The organism is Bartonella sp. AC158YNML (assembly GCF_042196725.1).
Taxonomy (GTDB): Bacteria; Pseudomonadota; Alphaproteobacteria; order Rhizobiales; family Rhizobiaceae; genus Bartonella.
In genome coordinates this window covers 86496-103718 of record NZ_JBHIQU010000003.1, presented here as the reverse complement: position 1 = coordinate 103718, position 17223 = coordinate 86496, and the positions used below count along the sequence as shown (strand labels likewise).

The 17223-nt window shown below is 36.7% G+C and carries 15 protein-coding genes and 1 other RNA gene; 15 read left to right on the top strand and 1 reads right to left on the bottom strand.

The features are described 5' to 3' along the window. Positions 1–186: 186 nt before the first annotated feature. Complete coding sequence (locus ACFIM1_RS02735) at positions 187–750, bottom strand: c-type cytochrome (protein WP_375608044.1); 564 nt, start codon at positions 748–750, stop codon at positions 187–189. Positions 751–854: 104 nt separating this feature from the next. Between ACFIM1_RS02735 and ACFIM1_RS02730 the strand changes: the two genes are divergently transcribed. From ACFIM1_RS02730 to lnt, 15 genes are all read left to right on the top strand, one after another. Then, positions 855–1586: a 3-deoxy-manno-octulosonate cytidylyltransferase gene (locus ACFIM1_RS02730; RefSeq protein ID WP_375609200.1), complete on the top strand. Its 732-nt coding sequence runs from the start codon at positions 855–857 to the stop codon at positions 1584–1586. Then, positions 1583–2446 carry a prephenate dehydratase gene (locus tag ACFIM1_RS02725; RefSeq protein ID WP_375609199.1) on the top strand — a complete coding sequence of 288 codons (864 nt, stop codon included), beginning with the start codon at positions 1583–1585 and terminating at the stop codon, positions 2444–2446. The genes ACFIM1_RS02730 and ACFIM1_RS02725 overlap by 4 nt, the downstream gene beginning before the upstream one ends. 536 nt (positions 2447–2982) lie before the next feature. Continuing rightward, positions 2983–3390 (top strand): hypothetical protein, encoded by a 408-nt coding sequence (locus ACFIM1_RS02720; protein ID WP_375606799.1) that lies wholly within the window; start codon positions 2983–2985, stop codon positions 3388–3390. A 1546-nt stretch (positions 3391–4936) separates the two neighbouring features. After that, positions 4937–5034, top strand: an RNA gene (gene ffs, locus ACFIM1_RS02715) — signal recognition particle sRNA small type. 222 nt (positions 5035–5256) lie between these two features. Next, positions 5257–7188, top strand: coding sequence for a DNA polymerase III subunit gamma/tau (locus ACFIM1_RS02710; protein WP_375694483.1), 1932 nt, complete (start codon positions 5257–5259; stop codon positions 7186–7188). Between the two features lie 14 nt (positions 7189–7202). Further along, positions 7203–7526 (top strand): YbaB/EbfC family nucleoid-associated protein, encoded by a 324-nt coding sequence (locus ACFIM1_RS02705; RefSeq protein ID WP_375608041.1) that lies wholly within the window; start codon positions 7203–7205, stop codon positions 7524–7526. A 30-nt stretch (positions 7527–7556) separates the two neighbouring features. Beyond that, a complete protein-coding gene (gene recR, locus ACFIM1_RS02700; RefSeq protein WP_273790577.1) occupies positions 7557–8162 on the top strand; it encodes a recombination mediator RecR in 606 nt (201 codons plus the stop codon). 49 nt (positions 8163–8211) lie between these two features. Beyond that, a complete protein-coding gene (locus tag ACFIM1_RS02695; protein WP_375694482.1) occupies positions 8212–9240 on the top strand; it encodes a YeiH family protein in 1029 nt (342 codons plus the stop codon). 906 nt (positions 9241–10146) lie between these two features. After that, on the top strand, positions 10147–10833 hold the full coding sequence (tsaB, locus tag ACFIM1_RS02690; RefSeq protein ID WP_375694481.1) for a tRNA (adenosine(37)-N6)-threonylcarbamoyltransferase complex dimerization subunit type 1 TsaB: 687 nt from the start codon (positions 10147–10149) through the stop codon (positions 10831–10833). Continuing rightward, positions 10833–11324, top strand: coding sequence for a ribosomal protein S18-alanine N-acetyltransferase (gene rimI / locus ACFIM1_RS02685; RefSeq protein ID WP_375608038.1), 492 nt, complete (start codon positions 10833–10835; stop codon positions 11322–11324). Before tsaB ends, rimI begins: the two co-directional genes overlap by 1 nt. 31 nt (positions 11325–11355) lie before the next feature. Continuing rightward, positions 11356–12732, top strand: a complete 1377-nt coding sequence (gene miaB, locus ACFIM1_RS02680; protein WP_375694480.1) for a tRNA (N6-isopentenyl adenosine(37)-C2)-methylthiotransferase MiaB — start codon at positions 11356–11358, stop codon at positions 12730–12732. 129 nt (positions 12733–12861) lie between these two features. After that, a complete protein-coding gene (locus tag ACFIM1_RS02675; protein ID WP_375694479.1) occupies positions 12862–14019 on the top strand; it encodes a PhoH family protein in 1158 nt (385 codons plus the stop codon). Further along, a complete protein-coding gene (gene ybeY, locus ACFIM1_RS02670; RefSeq protein WP_375608035.1) occupies positions 14016–14507 on the top strand; it encodes an rRNA maturation RNase YbeY in 492 nt (163 codons plus the stop codon). The genes ACFIM1_RS02675 and ybeY overlap by 4 nt, the downstream gene beginning before the upstream one ends. A gap of 83 nt (positions 14508–14590) precedes the next feature. After that, on the top strand, positions 14591–15616 hold the full coding sequence (locus ACFIM1_RS02665; protein ID WP_375694478.1) for a hemolysin family protein: 1026 nt from the start codon (positions 14591–14593) through the stop codon (positions 15614–15616). After that, positions 15579–17213, top strand: coding sequence for an apolipoprotein N-acyltransferase (gene lnt / locus ACFIM1_RS02660; RefSeq protein ID WP_375608033.1), 1635 nt, complete (start codon positions 15579–15581; stop codon positions 17211–17213). The genes ACFIM1_RS02665 and lnt overlap by 38 nt, the downstream gene beginning before the upstream one ends. The last annotated feature ends 10 nt before the right edge of the window (positions 17214–17223 follow it).

The window sequence follows — 17223 nt, the reverse complement described above, 5'->3', positions numbered from 1 at the left end:
AAAGTGCATTTTTATAAAAGATCTCTTTAAAATAAGCGAGTAAATATGCAATGTTAAATGTGTTCTGTTTTGCGTGAGGGGCGTTCGCCCTAACAAAACATCAATAAGAGCTCTTTTTATAAAACTGCGAAACTAAAATTACAAAAAAATCAGACTTCTTTCTAAAATTAACATCTATGGTATAAGTTAATTTGGCTCGTTCGCTTTATTATTATCCATTGGTAAAGGAACAGGATGATCGGATAAACTGCGTAAATAAAGCAAAAGATCAGCACGATCTTGGTCATTTTTAATTCCACGGAAAGACATAATGGTCCCAGGAAATGCTTCACGTGGAGAACGTAGATAACGATCTAACGTTACAAAATCCCATTTTTGATCAGAGTGCGCACGTAATACCCGTGAATATGCAAAACCTGCTGCTGATGCCAAAGGGCGGTCAACAATTTCCCAAAGAACTGGACCAACACGCCCTGCTTCATTGCGTCCAGAAGTATGGCATATGGCACATTGGCGAAAAATTTTACGGCCATTTTCAAAATCACCTTGTTGAAGGCGGCTATTGAGTGATAGAGAAACATCCATCGCTTTCTGTTTTTCTTTAAATATATCGTTCTTGGTAACTGTATGATAATATTGAACCGATGTAGGATGATCATAAACTATATTGCTGAGTGTGGAAATTCCCACAACAATGATCAACACACATAAACAAGCAAAAACAAAATAGATAACTCTCCAGCGATTCATAAAAATTCAAATGTTCATGGTTTCATTACTATTTTTAGTATAAGCTTTTTCTTTATAACACACAACATCCTAAATGCACCACAGACGACGTTTGGAATCTTGCAATGGCTCTTGAACCAATTATTCTTATTCCTGCCCGTATGGGCTCAACCCGCCTTCCTAAAAAAGCTCTCGCTGAAATCGCTGGAAAGCCGATGATTGTTCATGTCGCAGAACAAGCAAAAAAAGCCGCATTAGGTCGGACCATCGTTGCAACAGATCATCATGATATTGCTGAAGCCGTTACAGCTTATGGACATGAATACATCATGACATCTTGTGATCACAAGTCTGGATCTGATCGTATTTATGAAGCTTTAACCCATATTGATCCTGAACAACGCTACAACGCCATTTTAAATATACAAGGTGATCTCCCAACGATAACGCCTCATGAAATCATTCGTGCACTATGCCCTTTAGAAAATAGCTTTACCGATATTGCAACCTTGGGTGCTCAAATCATTGAAGAAAATGAAACAAGAGATCCCAATGTTGTCAAGATCATTGGGACACCGCTTTCTCAAAATCGCCTTCGTGCTCTTTATTTTACTCGCGCCACAGCCCCCTATGGAGAAGGCCCCCTTTATCATCACATTGGAATATACGCCTATAGGCGCGAAGCACTTGAAAAATTTGTATCATTCAAACCCTCTACACTTGAGCAACGTGAAAAACTTGAACAATTACGTGCATTAGAACATAATATGCGTATTGATGTGGAAATAGTCGATACTATACCTTTAGGTGTAGACACACAGCATGATCTTGATAGAGTCCGTGAGATTTTAGCATGACAACACTAAAAAAAACTAATAAAATCTCTTTTCAAGGAGAATACGGTGCTAATTCTCATATTGCTTGCTCCAATATGTTTCCCAATATGACTGCTGTACCCTCTGCTACTTTTGAAGACGCCCTTAATTTAGTGGAAAGCGGGAAAGCTGATCTTGCTATGATCCCTATTGAAAATACTCTTGCAGGGCGCGTTGCAGACATTCATCATCTTTTACCGCAGTCGTCTCTTTATATTATTGATGAATATTTTTTACCTATCCATTTTCAACTCATGGTTTTGCCCGGCGTTACATATGACGAAATTAAAACCGTCCACAGCCATACGCATGCCCTTGCACAATGCCGAAAAATCATACGAAACAACGGTTGGAAACCTGTTGTTTCTGCTGACACCGCTGGAGCTGCAAAATTTATTAAAAAAAATGCTAAACGTTCACAGGCTGCCTTAGCACCTTTAATCGCAGCAGAACTCTATGGACTTGATATTCTTGAAAGAAATGTTGAAGATAACCCTCATAATATTACCCGTTTTGTCATCCTTTCACGCTCCAAACGACATGTCCCCAAACCTCAAAATGGCGAAAAAATCATCACCAGTCTTCTTTTTCGAGTGCGCAATGTCCCCGCTGCTCTCTATAAAGCTATGGGAGGATTTGCAACGAATGGTATCAATATGACAAAATTAGAAAGCTATCAAATTGGTGGAAATTTCAATGCAACACAATTCTTTGTTGATATTGAAGGACATCCTGAAGACCCGATGATGAAACTTGCCTTAGAAGAATTATCTTTCTTTTCTGCAGAACTGCGTATTATCGGTACTTATCCAGCACAAAACGATCGAACATCGTATATATAAAAGCAATTAAGCTGCTATCATTTTTTGTTGATATCAAAAAGCATCGTAAAAATTTCATAATGCAACGCATCTTGAAAGGGCTCGTTTTTTTCTACTCAACACCCTTTATAAACACTGAAGAAGAAAAAACAGCTCGTAACAGAATATATAAATTATTTTCATAATATTTTCTCACAAATTATATCACGATAAACCGCAATTCAACTCGTATAAAAACCAGTGTAAAAAATACAGTAACCAAAAATAAAAACGCTTGTACCATCTATTTTCCTTTATATATTCAAAGAGAGACTCTTGAGAAAAGTCATTTCCTCTGACAATATTCCAATAAAGATAACGAACTTCTAAATTCGCTCTCAAAACAATTAAAATTATTATACATAATAGAGCATTCAAATCTCTTAGATTAATACCATTCTAAACATAGTTTGAAACTAGAAAATGCAACTTAGCCCTGATTTTAGCATTAAGTTTGAGCTTTTATCTTTATAAAAATTGATTTATGATTCACCTCACTTTAGAAAAAGGAGAGGATAATGAAAAAAGTCTTCACGCGAGGATTATTAGCTGCAAATATTCTCGCCTACTCTAGTGTTGCATTTGCTGGCTTTGGTGAAAAAAAATGGAATTTTGCGCGGGATGAAAGTGTTGTGATCACACCATCCTATACATTCCAGCAAGGAGTTGAATACTCTTGTAATATCTTTAAACCGAAGAAAGTATCCTTTACTTTATCATACTCTGCCCCTTCTGATTTAAACAAATTGAGAATTTTTGTTGATGATGAAAAGAAAATAACCCATGATAAAGAAAAGAAAATCTTTACCCTAAAAAATATAAAATCTCTTCATATAAGTTTTCCTTGGTCAGGACGTTATATTTTTAAAAATATTACGAACAAAAAAGTTGTTGGAACAGATTGTGACACAGGAGGTTATGATTAACAATATTTCTATAACATCTAAATTTGAGTAGAGTTATTCTTTTTTTTAGGTGTTTTTTTCAAAATACGGCATAATGAGCCATTAAAACTAATCGCTGAAAAGATTATTTTTATATTAATATGGCAAACCTTAAGATGCTTATAAGGTCAGATATTAAAGAACTTTTGCGAAAACTAGAAGACTAGACTTAAATTGTTCTGTATTTTCTACTATCAGAGCTATTTTTTTAATAAGAATATAACTTCTATCTTCGCAACTGCTTTATTTTAAGTACTATAAAGCACATCGTACCCAAATCACTTAGATAAACAGAAAAGTAAAATTTGCATCTACAGATGCATTCCTCACTGCACTTTAAGTCATACTCATTCAGCTTTTTATAAAAATTTATCTCGCTTTTCCCTCCTTATTAAAGAATATAATTATTTAAGGCTATAAAATGTCGTGTATATAAAATACCATTTTTACAGTTATAAAATCATAAATCTGTGCCAGCCACCATTATTATTTTATAGCTTTTAAATTGCATCGTCTCTTGTATGAGTACAGTCCTTAAAAGATATGTGAAATCTTTTCTCCAATAATGGGAACACATATATTGATTTATCTAGTGATGAGCCCAACGTCTTTAATGAAGAAAATCAGCACTCAAGAAAAAAGAGCGATAACATCTACTCAAGATTTACATTCATAGATGTTAAAAGAAAAAATATTACGTATTTGATATTCTCGTTCACAATAGAAATGATGGAGTGGTATTATAAGATAAAACATTAACTCACTATAATTAAGTCTTTGATATTCATACTGAATCAATTAAAATCGTTTTCTTGAAAGTTACAAAGAGGAGTGGTGTGTGAGTAAAATTGATTGAAAAAAGGAATAAAAATGTTCCTTATGAAACCTCTCAAATGCAAAGGATTGCAACATTGGGGAGATGTTAAATAATATAAGGGTTCTGGCTTGTACTTTTATTAAACATAAAGATGGTAGTGCACAATGGACTTATACCTCAGCGGCAGTATGTATACACTTTACAAGTGATGTGATGAAATAGAGTTAAAAATATTTCGTGTAAAAGCATGTAAATGTAAAACTTAAGTGTATTGTGTTTAGAGTGTTCTGTTTTGTATGAAGGGGGAGACGTCATTGAATCAATATTTTATAATTTTCATAAACAATATTCTTCCTCTAAATTTCTCATTATAATTCATTGCACGATCTATATGCTTTATTTTCCTTTTTTGCCGTTGCAAATTTTAATGATTCAACTTCGTAATTTTAGAACAGACAGAGCTATCCTAAAATTCTTACAGGCAAGTTTGAACGAATGATTATAATTATACATTCAGATTATCTTAAACGAAGAAAATATTTTCATCCCCAATAAATATGAAAAACTCCTGCTATGAAAACTGATAAATCCTCAATCTCTTTGTTGTTTATATGTCAATAAATTAAACGCAAAGGAAAATTCTTTGTCGTTCTTAGGATATTTTTCGTTTCCAAGCTTGATTTTTCATTCCAAATCGACAATATGAACTTGGGAGGTTGGTGGTGGACGAACTACTCGCCAACTGGGTCAGGTCTGGAAAGAAGCAGCCCCAACGGGTTCTGGTACGGGTCATCGTGCCGACCTCCTATTTTGCTGAAGAAATTATTTTTATGCTGTCTTTTAGCGAAGTATTTTTAATCTTCAGAGCGGCATTTGTATGCAATGAGTAGAGGGATTTGATTGTCTTTAAATAAAGGCCCCCATAAATAATTTGATTAAGAAAAAATCCTTTTATATGAAAGTACAGTATTGACCTATGCTTTTGTATTATCAAAATATACGCATAACAAACTTCGAAGTTGGAAACATTCATGGAAAGTATACCGGTAGAAACAGCCTATCGTGTTCTTGCTCGTAAATATCGACCACAAAACTTCTCTGATCTCATTGGTCAAGAAGCTATGGTGCGTACTCTCACCAATGCCTTTGAAAAAGGTCGTATTGCACAAGCGTGGATGTTAACAGGGATTCGTGGCGTAGGTAAAACCACAACAGCACGTATTTTGGCACGTGCGCTCAATTATAAAACAAAAGATATTGACCAACCAACAACCATATTAGACTCTCTTGGTGAACATTGCGTACAAATTATCGAAGGACGCCATATTGATGTTATAGAAATGGATGCCGCTTCTCATACGGGCATTGACGATATTCGTGAAATTATTGAACAAATACGCTATCGTCCTGTTTCTGCGCGCTATAAGGTTTATATTATCGATGAAGTCCATATGCTCTCAACACAAGCCTTTAATGGTTTGTTGAAAACTCTTGAAGAACCACCATCCCATGTAAAATTTATTTTTGCCACAACAGAAATTCGCAAAGTTCCTATTACAATCCTTTCACGTTGCCAACGTTTCGATTTGCGACGTATTGAATCAAAAGCTTTGAGTGCACATTTGCGCCAAATTGCAAAATATGAAAAGGTAGAAGTGGAAGAGCAGGCACTCTCTATGATTGTTCGTGCTGCAGAAGGCTCTGCACGTGATGCATTATCCATTTTTGATCAAGCGATTGCCCATAGCAATGGCAATGTTAATGCTGTTGAAGTGCGTACAATGTTAGGGTTAGCTGATCAAGCACGTATTATCGATCTCTTTGAGTTTATCATGAAGGGTAATGTTGTCAATGCATTACATGAATTACGCAGTCAATATGATGCAGGTGCTGATCCTCTTACTATATTGACAGAACTAGCCGATTTTAATCATCTGGTCACACGTTTACGTTTTACACCAGAAATAGTGGAAGATTTCTCACTAACTGAAGAACAACGTTTAAGAAGTTTAGATTTTTCAAAAAAACTTTCCGTTCCTGTTTTATCCCGAAACTGGCAAATGTTACTCAAAGGCTTACAGGAAGTGAATCAAACTGCACGTCCACTTCAAGCCGCTGAAATGCTTTTAATTCGTCTCGCTCACACAGCTGACCTACCAACTCTTGATGAAGCTTTAAAAAAGCTTACGCAAGAAAAAACACCTCTCACACTCGTTACAAATTCTTCTCATCAAGAATCTACGAATGCAAATAATATAGCAAAAAAAACAACGGTCGATGCCCATACTTTCTCAAGCGTTACCAATACATTATCAGATTTAAAAACATCTTTGAAAAGCCAATTAGATAATTCCTTACAACCGGAAAATTTAGTTAAAAATCAAACTCCTGAAAAAACCAACGCCCACGAAGTAACAAAAACTCTTGAAGCTTTTCAATCTACTGATCTTTCTGAAAAGATTGAAAATTTATCGCATTGTGTCACACAAATAACAGAAGAGATTACTGAACCTAAAACTCTCGTAATTAATTCTTTGCACGATATTGTTCAATTAGCCGAACAGCATAATGACACTCCTTTCAAACTCCTTATTAAAGAATTTGTTCATCCTGTTTCTTTTGATGTTGGGCATATTACCTTAAGACTTTCTGAAAATACCCCACAATTTCTTGCTCATGATATAGAAAAAAAGATATCTCAATGGACAGAAAAACGCTGGACAATAACTTTTGTTAATGAAGGAGGTGGCCCAACCTTACAGGAGGAAAGTATAGCGATTCAAAAGACTCTTTTTTCCAATGCAGAAACAGATCCTGATATCGCAAAAATCCTCAATCATTTCCCAGAAGCAAAAATTGTCGATATTCGACTCAATAAAAAAGAAAATGATCTTGATTTACTTCCTAATACCTTTAAAAATGCTGATATTTTTCAAAATAACAGTAATATCAATGATGAATAAGGATACCTCTTCCTATGCGTGAAATGATGAGCATGATGAAAAAAGCCAAAGAAATGCAAGAGAAAATGCAGCAAATTCAAGAGGAAATGGCGAATTTACAAGTGGTTGGTGTTGCTGGCGGTGGGCTTGTCAGTGTTACATTAAACGGCAAAAATACCATAACCGCCATCCAAATTGACCCTTCATTACTCAAACCGGAGGAATCTGAAATTCTTGAAGACCTTGTTATGGCAGCCCATAATGAAGCCAAAGCAAAAATTGAAATGGCTATGGAAGAAAAAACTAAAAGCATGACAGCAGGGCTACCACTCCCATCAGGTTTCAAGCTTCCATTTTAATGAAACGGATTTTTTCCGTGGGACAAAAATATGTCTAAATACATTGCAGGACCTGAGATTGAACGTCTCATTCAGATTTTATCACGGTTACCAGGTCTTGGTCCACGTTCGGCACGTCGTGCTGCGCTTCATCTTATCAAAAAAAAGGAGACATTGCTGGAGCCTTTGGGAGCGGCTATACAAGCAGCTATAGAAAAAGTCGGCATTTGTTCTGTTTGTGGAAATGTCGATACCATTGATCCTTGTTCAATTTGCACAGATTTACGCCGCGATGATACAACAATCATTGTTGTTGAGGATATTGCTGATCTGTGGGCCCTTGAGCGCGCAAAAACTTTAGCCGCACGTTACCATGTGTTGGGTGGACGACTCTCTCCCTTAGATGGAATAGGCCCTGATGAACTCAATATTGCCACCTTAATACAACGTGTTGTACAAAACCCTATTACGGAGATTATTCTTGCTGTCAATGCGACTGTCGAAGGTCAAACAACTGCTCACTATATCACCGATCAGCTTTCCAATTTTCCAGTTAAAATTACGCGACTTGCTCATGGTGTCCCTGTAGGAGGCGAGCTTGATTATCTTGATGACGGAACTTTAGCAGCAGCTGTACAAGCACGAACAAACCTTTAAAACTTTTTCTTCTTAACCTTTAGCTTTTTAATGACGGGGGAATATTCAAGTGATCAAGAAAAAACTCTCACTTTTAAACGACTTTGGTCCTGGTATTTTAGTATGTTTACTCATATCAGCCTTAGCTTATGGTTTAGAAGTTGTAGAAAAACAGCTTTTTGCAGAAGCGTGGCTTGAAAGCCTTGTTTTGGCAATTCTTTTAGGCTCTATTACCCGTAGTTGTTTTACTTTGCCAACATATTTTCAAAAAGGTATCACCTTTTGTGCAAAAACACTTCTCGAAATTGCTATTGTTCTTCTAGGTGCAAGCATTAGTATTAATGCAGTCCTTTCAGCTGGTTGGAATTTACTTGCTAGCATCGTATTCGTTATATTCATAACAATTATCCTTAGCTTTGTCATTGGTCGACTTTTCGGGCTTTCTACACATTTAGCAATGTTAGTTGCTTGCGGGAATGCTATTTGTGGCAATTCAGCTATTGTCGCTGTTGCACCTGTCATAAAAGCAAAACATGACGATGTAGCCGCGTCAATTGCCTTCACTGCTCTTTTAGGGGTTCTTATTATTTTATTTCTACCCTTTTTACATCCATCTTTGAATTTGTCATTTAGCCAATATGGCGTGCTTGCTGGCATGGTTGTTTATGCTGTACCGCAAGTTTTGGCAGCAACAGCATCTATCTCTTTTGTAAGCGTCCAAATTGCAACAATTGTTAAATTGGTACGCGTTCTCATGTTAGGTCCTGTTATTTTTATTCTATCAATTATCTATCATCGCTCAGCACAAACACGTTTTCGTCTACATACTCTTGTGCCATGGTTTATAATCGGCTTTATTATCATGATGCTTATCCGCTCAAGCGGACTTATTCCTGAAACGGCTATAAATCCGATCAAACTTACTGCTCAGGTGTTCACTATCATTTCAATGGCAGCATTAGGTTTAGGTGTTGATATACGATCATTAAAAAAAGCAGGATGGCGCGTTATTTTGGCTTCAACCTGCTCCATAATTATTCTCGGTATTTGTAGCCTTATCATGATACAATTGAATGATTTAAATCATATAATACTTTGAAATATGCATTAATTGTTTCTTTTTTTAAGGGAGTATGCAATCAACCCAAAGTCCTCATTATTATTAAAATCAGTTCTTTCATAAACCAGAAAAAGTTCTAAAATACTGCTCATTATTCTATACAAAAAATTGAAAATGCTACGATATGAAGTGAAAACTATCGAATTTGCTTTTTCAATAAGCTTTTCAGTCTATAGTGATTTGCAACGGTATAGTATTCAATATGGAACGCATACAAAATAATGCTCTTTATTTCAGATCTGATTAAGTTAATTTTTTATAGAAGACTGATAGAATATGTTCTTTAATGAAGTCATCCTTCTCACGAAGAGAAAATACCTAAAACAGAACATATTTATGTTGCTCATTCACGTACTTGTAAAAAAATACCTCTCAAGGCACATGAACTCCCTATCACGGCTGTGCCTTGTGAATAATATAATGTAAAATCCCCATGAAGTGTCTAAAATACATTGTGCATCCCCCTCTTCGCTTTATGAAGTAACAAGCCCTAGCATCATACTATTATTAACTCCCAATGTTGCAACAGCTCTTGCATTTAAATGGTTTATGACAGAAACTTTACTCCTTTCTTAAATAATTTTATCCACACGCCAACTCTCCTTATGTCGTGTGAGACAAGAGTTTTAATTTATGGGTTTGAAATAAAAAAATCTTACAATATCCAAGGCTAGTATTTAAAATGGAAATGATAAACTATCATTATAAATCAGTTCATTGATAACAAAAATAAATAAGAATCACATCAATATCTCGTTTATTCTATAAAAGATATTGTTACTTATTGGCACTAGCAACTTTCTTACAAATGAAATATACGACAATAAAAAGATTAAAAATATAACAGGCCTTTTGTTTACCGTTTTATTCAACTAAAATATTTTTATGCTTATCCTTGCTATAGATACTGCTTCAATTTATTGTGCTGTTGCACTTGTTCGCCATAAATCTGTTATTGCGCGTATTAATGAGCGCATGAACAAAGGGCATGCTGAAAAACTTATTGGGCAAATTACACAAATAATGGCACAAGCCAATATGACGCTTGATCAAGTTGAGCGTATTGCTGTCAATGTTGGACCTGGATCGTTTACTGGTGCACGTGTCGGTGTTGCAACAGCGCGCGCTTTGGCATTAGCACTTGAAATACCAGCTGTTGGAGTGAGTGCTCTTGAAGCGTTAGCTGCGCAAATAACAACCAATACAAAGAGTACATCAGCAATTACTGTTGTCATTGAAGCAGGGAGAGATATGTTTTACCATCAAAATTTTCATCAGGATCTTATCCCTTTGGGAGCGCCGGGATTAAAAACAGTTGGAAATATCATCGAAGATTTGCCTCCAAAAACCCAACTAACTGGCCCAGCTGCTGATGTCATTGTGCAGCATATGAAAAACCATAAAATAAACGAAAAAATTGTCCTAGAAAAAATCCCCTGCGAAGCGGCTGATATTGTAAACTATGCTTATCTTGCTGCAAACAAACAACCACAAAATTCACCTCGCCCACTCTATCTACGCAGTGCTGATGCAAAACAACAAACCGATTTTGCTTTACCACGAAAAAAATAATGTCCAAATTTTCATTAACAAAAAAAGATTTTGAGATTGCTCCGCTACAAGTTCATGATAGTGCGGCTCTTCATCAAATTCATCAATATTGTTTTACCCTTGCTTGGAAAAAACAAGCTTTTGATAATTTCTTAACAGATCATTCTATCTTCGGGTACAAAGTTTTTCTCATTGATCGCCCTGATCAAATTTTAGGCTTTTGCCTCTGCCGTCTCATCCTTGATGAAGCAGAAATCATCACAATTGCTGTCCACCCTCATTATCGTCAACAAGGAATTGGTACCCTGCTTGTCGATCGTACCGTTTGCCATCTTCACAACAAGCGCGCTATAAAATTATTCTTGGAAGTAGAAACAACAAATCTTTCTGCTTTGAACCTTTATCAACGCTTCGAATTTCAAAAAATTTCTAAACGTCTTGCTTACTACCCATCAAAAAATGGTCGCGGTGATGCAATTATCATGCAAAAAACTTTTAAGCAAATAGATTGAGATTTGTGTAAAAAACATTTAGACATGCACTATGAATAAAGTAAATTCTAAAAATACGCCTCCTGTTACTCCTAAAAAGGTTTTTATCAAAACTTATGGATGTCAAATGAATGTTTATGATAGCCAACGTATGACTGATAGTCTCAGTTCACAAGGCTATGTGACAACACACACTCCCGATGATGCCGATCTTATTCTTGTTAACACCTGTCATATTCGTGAAAAAGCAGCAGAAAAACTTTATTCTGATCTTGGTCGTTTGCGCATTATGCGTCAAGAACGCACACCTGATAAACCCTTGACAGTTGGTGTAACGGGTTGTGTTGCACAAGCTGAGGGAAGTGAAATCTTGCGCCGTGCGCCAACAGTGGATCTTGTTATTGGTCCACAAATGTATCATCGCCTGCCAAAATTGTTAGAAAAAGCCAAACAAGGAAAAAAGATTATCGAAACAGACTATGCTGTTGAAGATAAATTTGCTCATTTGCCGCCTCATAATAAACATGCAGTAAGAAAACGGGGTGTTAGCGCATTTTTAACAGTACAAGAAGGGTGCGACAAATTTTGCACTTTTTGTGTTGTTCCCTATACGCGGGGTGCTGAAATATCACGGTCCGTCGAGCAAATTACCGAGGAAGCCCGCCAGCTTATTGAAGCAGGTGTTAAAGAGATTACGCTGCTTGGACAAAATGTCAATGGTTGGCATGGACAAAGTGCTGATGGCAAAACTTGGCGTCTTGGCGATCTTCTTTATCATCTTGCAAAACTCGATGGTTTAAAGCGTTTGCGTTACACAACCAGCCACCCGCGTGATATGGATGATAGCCTTATCGCCGCACATCGAGATCTTGATATGTTAATGCCTTACCTCCATCTGCCTGTTCAATCAGGTTCAGATCGCATCTTAAAAGCCATGAATCGCCAACACAAAAGTTCTCATTATCTTCATCTTATCGAAAAAATTCGGACGGCACGACCCGATATTGCCTTTTCAGGTGATTTTATTGTAGGATTTCCAGGCGAAACAGATGAAGATTTTGAAGAAACCATTAAACTTATTCAACAAGTGCAATACAGTTCAGCTTATTCTTTTAAATATTCCCCCCGTCCTGGAACAGTGGGAGCTACCATGAAAAATCATGTTGATGAATCTGTAAAAGATGCCCGACTTCAACATCTACAGCACCTTCTCCTTGAACAACAAAATGTGTTCTTGCATTCTAAAATTGGTCAAAAAACGAACGTTCTTATCGAAAAACCTGGGCGTCACTCAGGGCAAATGGTAGGGCGTTCCCCGTGGCTTTTACCTGTTGTCGTCGATACAGAAGCCTCTACAGGTAGCGTGGTAGAAATTCATATTAAAAATGCAAGCTCAAACAGTTTTGTTGGTGAAGTGACCAATAGATAACCATGCCTCTAAGACCTTGTTCACAATAAATATTTTGGAAAACTCTTTTATTTTAAAAGAAAATGATTACATCTAAAGTGTGCACTTTTGCGAAAGAGAGTTTGTCTTTTATAGAGTTTACTCAAAAAGATGTGTAGTATTTATGTAGAGATGGAGAATAGGCTGAAAGCTTCAACCGAAAAAATAAAGCGCGTTAAAGAAAACGTAAATATTGCCCTTGAAAAGACTGATCCCTTGGGAAAAGTAAACGCTTCAGATACAAGCCAAGTTGTTTTGATTTTTGAAAACAATAAATATGCAAAAGTAGTTTTTGGTAAATTTGACGAAAACCTTGCTTATATCGGAAAAAAACTTGAACTCAGTATTCATCCGCGTGGTAATGAAGTCTTAATCCATGGAAGTATTTCTGTTATAAAACGTGCGCAATATGTATTGCAGCAGCTTTATGAACGTGCAAAAACACATCAAGAGCTCACTTTATCAGATATAAAAGGAGCGATTGCTATGGCAAGTATACCCAAAAAGCAGAAAGAGGACACAATAACACACAAATCTGCAACAAAAAGTACACCAGCACAGTTGAGAACTCATAAAAAAATAATTCATGCACGGACTCCAACACAAGATGCTTACATCCACGCTATGGAGCACACTGAACTTGTGTTTGGTGTAGGACCAGCAGGAACAGGCAAAACGTATCTTGCTGTTGCTCATGCCGCAATGCTTCTAGAACGTGGTATCATTGAGCGAATTATTCTCTCACGTCCTGCTGTTGAAGCTGGAGAACATCTTGGTTTTCTTCCCGGTGATCTCAAAGAAAAAGTTGACCCATATTTAAGACCACTTTATGATGCTCTTTATGATATGATTCCTGCTAAAAAAATAGAACGTATCTTAGCTTCTGGTGACATAGAAATTGCTCCTCTTGCATTTATGCGCGGGCGAACACTTGCCCATGCCGCTATTATTCTTGATGAAGCACAAAATACTACGCCCATGCAAATGAAGATGTTCCTCACACGTCTTGGAGAAGGAGCGCGTATGATTGTTACCGGTGATGTAAGCCAAATCGATTTGCCTACAGGACAAAAATCAGGTCTCACTGAAGCAATCCGCATTCTTTCAAATGTAGAAAATATTGCAATTGTGCATTTTGAGGAAAAAGATGTTGTACGTCACCCGCTTGTTACTGCTATCGTTCGCGCTTATGATCGTGATTCTAGAATACACAATAAAAAAAAATCACTCGCGTGCGACACATTAAAAAATGAATTTGATTCATCATGATTATTATTGATATAATGATTAAAAGCGCAGGGTGGAATGATGAGGAAATGCTTTATAATATCACCGAAAAAGCGTTAACGACAACAATGCATCATGTTTCATTGGAAAATGTTGTAAGCGAAATTAGCCTGCTTTTTACGGATGATGAACATATGGCACAAATCAATGCACAATGGCGCAATAAAAACAAATCCACCAATGTATTATCCTTTCCTGCTTTTCCCCTTAAAGCTGGAAATCCTCCTGGTCCCATAATGGGTGATATTATTATTGCACGAGAAACTGTTGTTCTCGAAGCAGAGAAAGAAGGAAAAACATTTCAAGACCATTTAATGCATATGATTGTTCATGGCATCTTGCATCTACTTGGTTATGACCATGAAACTGATAATGAAGCACATCAAATGGAAAAGCTTGAAAGAGAAATTCTTCAAAAGCTTTTCATAAAAGATCCTTACGCTGAATTGTCTATAAATGATAAAATTTAACTTTTAAAATTAATATTACGAGCATACCATTTAAGCCTCTCATTCATCTATTATAAAAAGAAAGTTTAGAAGATTTCAAAACCATGGCCAACAAAATAAATGCACAAAATAATAGTCCTACATCTTCTAATAATGAAAAAAATCCCTCTCAACAAACGAATCATACAGAAAAATATTCTCTGATGAATCATTTATTTTCATTCTTACGTGGTCGTAATTGTGCATCTACGTCACTGCGCGATGACCTTACCGTTGCCCTCACGACTAACAATGAAAAAGACACCGCCCTCTTCTCACCTGAAGAACGTACTATGCTGCATAACATTTTACGCTTACGTGAAGCACGCGTAGATGATGTTATGATACCCCGTTCTGAAATTGAAGCATTAGAAATAAACACTTCACTTGGAGAAGCCCTTAAATGTTTTGCAAAAATTGGTCATTCTCGCATACCAGTTTATGCTGAAACTTTAGATGATCCGCGTGGAATGATCCATATCCGCGATATTCTTAACTATATGATTCGCTTTATTATCACCCCAACAAAAACCGAACAGAAATCCGATTTTCTTCAATTAAACCATGCAGACTTGCATACCCCAATCGGTGAATTGGATCTAATCCGAAAAGTTCTCTTTGTTCCCAGTTCTATGCTAGCAAGCAAATTATTAACACGGATGCAAACCACACGAACACAAATGGCTTTAGTTATTGATGAACATGGAGGAACAGATGGTCTCGTTTCAATGGAGGATATTGTTGAATTAGTCGTTGGTGATATCGAAGATGAACATGATAATGTTGACAATGCTATCGTACGCGAACCCAATAATAAATGGCTCGTTGATGCAAGAACTGAACTAGAAGATGTGGAGAAAGCTCTTGGACCTGATTTTATCGTAGGGGAATATGGTGATGATGTTGATACTATTGGTGGTTTGATTGTCTCCATTCTTGATCGCATTCCTGAAAAAGGTGAAATTATCGAAGCTGTACCTGGCTATAGATTTCGTATTTTAGAAGCTGATAAACGCCGGATTAAGCGGTTACGCATTTTTCGCATTCCAGAAAATGAGAATCTTGAGAACAATGCCATTCCTAAAGAATAGTCCAGAGTTTTTTAACAATTTCATCGTTTTTTTGTCCTCTGTTACCGGCTGGAAGCGCCAAGCATTGATCTTTCTATGTGGTGCTTTTACTTCTTTTGCACTTCCACCCTTTTATTTGACACCTCTTTGCTTTTTAACTTTCCCCATTTTTATTGTTTTACTGGACTCAATACAGTCCTCCCCAAACAATAAAAAACATTTTTTTATCTACGCTTTAAGCTGTGGAACCTTTGGTTTTAGTTATTTTATTTGCGGACTTTGGTGGCTCTGCAATGCTTTGTTAACAGATCCAGATTCTTTTGGTTGGGCAGTTCCACTAGCCATTTTATTTCCTCCTCTCTACCTTTCTTTTTATTGGTTTTTTTCTGGTTTCATTGTCGGCTTATTATGGACAAAAGGAATAGCACGCTTTTTTGTTTTAGCCTTTTCTTTAGGATTAGCCGAGTGGTTGCGTGCGTTCTTATTCACAGGATTTCCATGGAATGCTCTTGGCTATACAGCCATGCCCACCCCAATGCTCATGCAATCTGATGCCATCGTGGGACTGTACGGAATGAATATTCTTGTGGTCTTAACCTACAGTTTGCCAACAGTTTTACTCACAGATGAAAAAAAGAAAGCTGCCCTTTCTCTTTGCTTAGCACTTATATTTATTCACTGTAGTTTTGGATTTTATCGCCTCCATACGATAGACAATACAGCTGAAGATCAAAAAAGAAGTTTTTGGGTGCGCATTGTTCAACCTTCTATACAACAAAATATAAAATTGCGCGATAATACACGAGAAGCCACGTTGGAAGCGCATATGAATCTGAGTGCAGCACCAGCAACTGGTAAAAATCCAGAACCTGATTTTATCGTATGGCCTGAAGCATCTGTTCCTTATCTTCTCTATGATCAATCATCTATCACAATGCACATCGCCTCTCTTTTAAAACCTAAACAATGGGCTATTATCGGAGCAATACGCGCCAGTGATGATTTACCCCATTCCCAAACACAATATTTTAATACAATTGTAGTCATTAACGCTCAAGGTAATATTTTTAACACTTCCGATAAACTTCATTTGGTCCCTTTTGGTGAGTATCTTCCCTATCAGAATTTATTGAAAAAAATTGGATTGCATATCCTCGCTGATAATATTGGTGGATATAGTGCTGCGCATGTGCGCGAAACTGTCACAATGCCAAACGGATTTTCTTATCTACCCTTGATTTGTTATGAAGCAATATTTCCTCATGAAATGACTTTTAAAGGTTCCCCGCCTCAAGCAATCATTAATGTTACAAATGATGCATGGTTCGGTGTAACACCAGGACCCTATCAACATCTTCAACAAGCACAGCTTCGTGCCGTTGAACTGGGAATCCCCCTCATACGGGCAGCCAATAATGGAATATCAGCAGTTATTGATTCTTATGGACGAATCGTTGTAGCTCTTCAACAAAATGCTGTGGGCATTATTGATTCAAAAATTCCACCATCCATTACCCCTATAGGAAGCAATGAATACAGAACTTTCTCTACTTTTATCTTATTCATCCTTATGCTATTGTGTCGTATTGGTTTTGGTTTTACAAAACAGCTTAAATGATTCAAGTGCT

Coding starts and splice junctions, on each gene's coding strand:
- lnt (WP_375608033.1), top strand. CDS start 15,579: ATGAGAATCTTGAGAACAATGCCATTCCTAAAGAATAGTCCAGAGTTT.
- ACFIM1_RS02665 (WP_375694478.1), top strand. CDS start 14,591: ATGGCCAACAAAATAAATGCACAAAATAATAGTCCTACATCTTCTAAT.
- ACFIM1_RS02705 (WP_375608041.1), top strand. CDS start 7,203: ATGCGTGAAATGATGAGCATGATGAAAAAAGCCAAAGAAATGCAAGAG.
- ACFIM1_RS02710 (WP_375694483.1), top strand. CDS start 5,257: ATGGAAAGTATACCGGTAGAAACAGCCTATCGTGTTCTTGCTCGTAAA.
- miaB (WP_375694480.1), top strand. CDS start 11,356: ATGAATAAAGTAAATTCTAAAAATACGCCTCCTGTTACTCCTAAAAAG.
- ACFIM1_RS02675 (WP_375694479.1), top strand. CDS start 12,862: ATGTGTAGTATTTATGTAGAGATGGAGAATAGGCTGAAAGCTTCAACC.
- ACFIM1_RS02725 (WP_375609199.1), top strand. CDS start 1,583: ATGACAACACTAAAAAAAACTAATAAAATCTCTTTTCAAGGAGAATAC.
- ACFIM1_RS02730 (WP_375609200.1), top strand. CDS start 855: ATGGCTCTTGAACCAATTATTCTTATTCCTGCCCGTATGGGCTCAACC.
- rimI (WP_375608038.1), top strand. CDS start 10,833: ATGTCCAAATTTTCATTAACAAAAAAAGATTTTGAGATTGCTCCGCTA.
- ACFIM1_RS02720 (WP_375606799.1), top strand. CDS start 2,983: ATGAAAAAAGTCTTCACGCGAGGATTATTAGCTGCAAATATTCTCGCC.
- ybeY (WP_375608035.1), top strand. CDS start 14,016: ATGATTATTATTGATATAATGATTAAAAGCGCAGGGTGGAATGATGAG.
- ACFIM1_RS02735 (WP_375608044.1), bottom strand. CDS start 750: ATGAATCGCTGGAGAGTTATCTATTTTGTTTTTGCTTGTTTATGTGTG.
- tsaB (WP_375694481.1), top strand. CDS start 10,147: ATGCTTATCCTTGCTATAGATACTGCTTCAATTTATTGTGCTGTTGCA.
- recR (WP_273790577.1), top strand. CDS start 7,557: ATGTCTAAATACATTGCAGGACCTGAGATTGAACGTCTCATTCAGATT.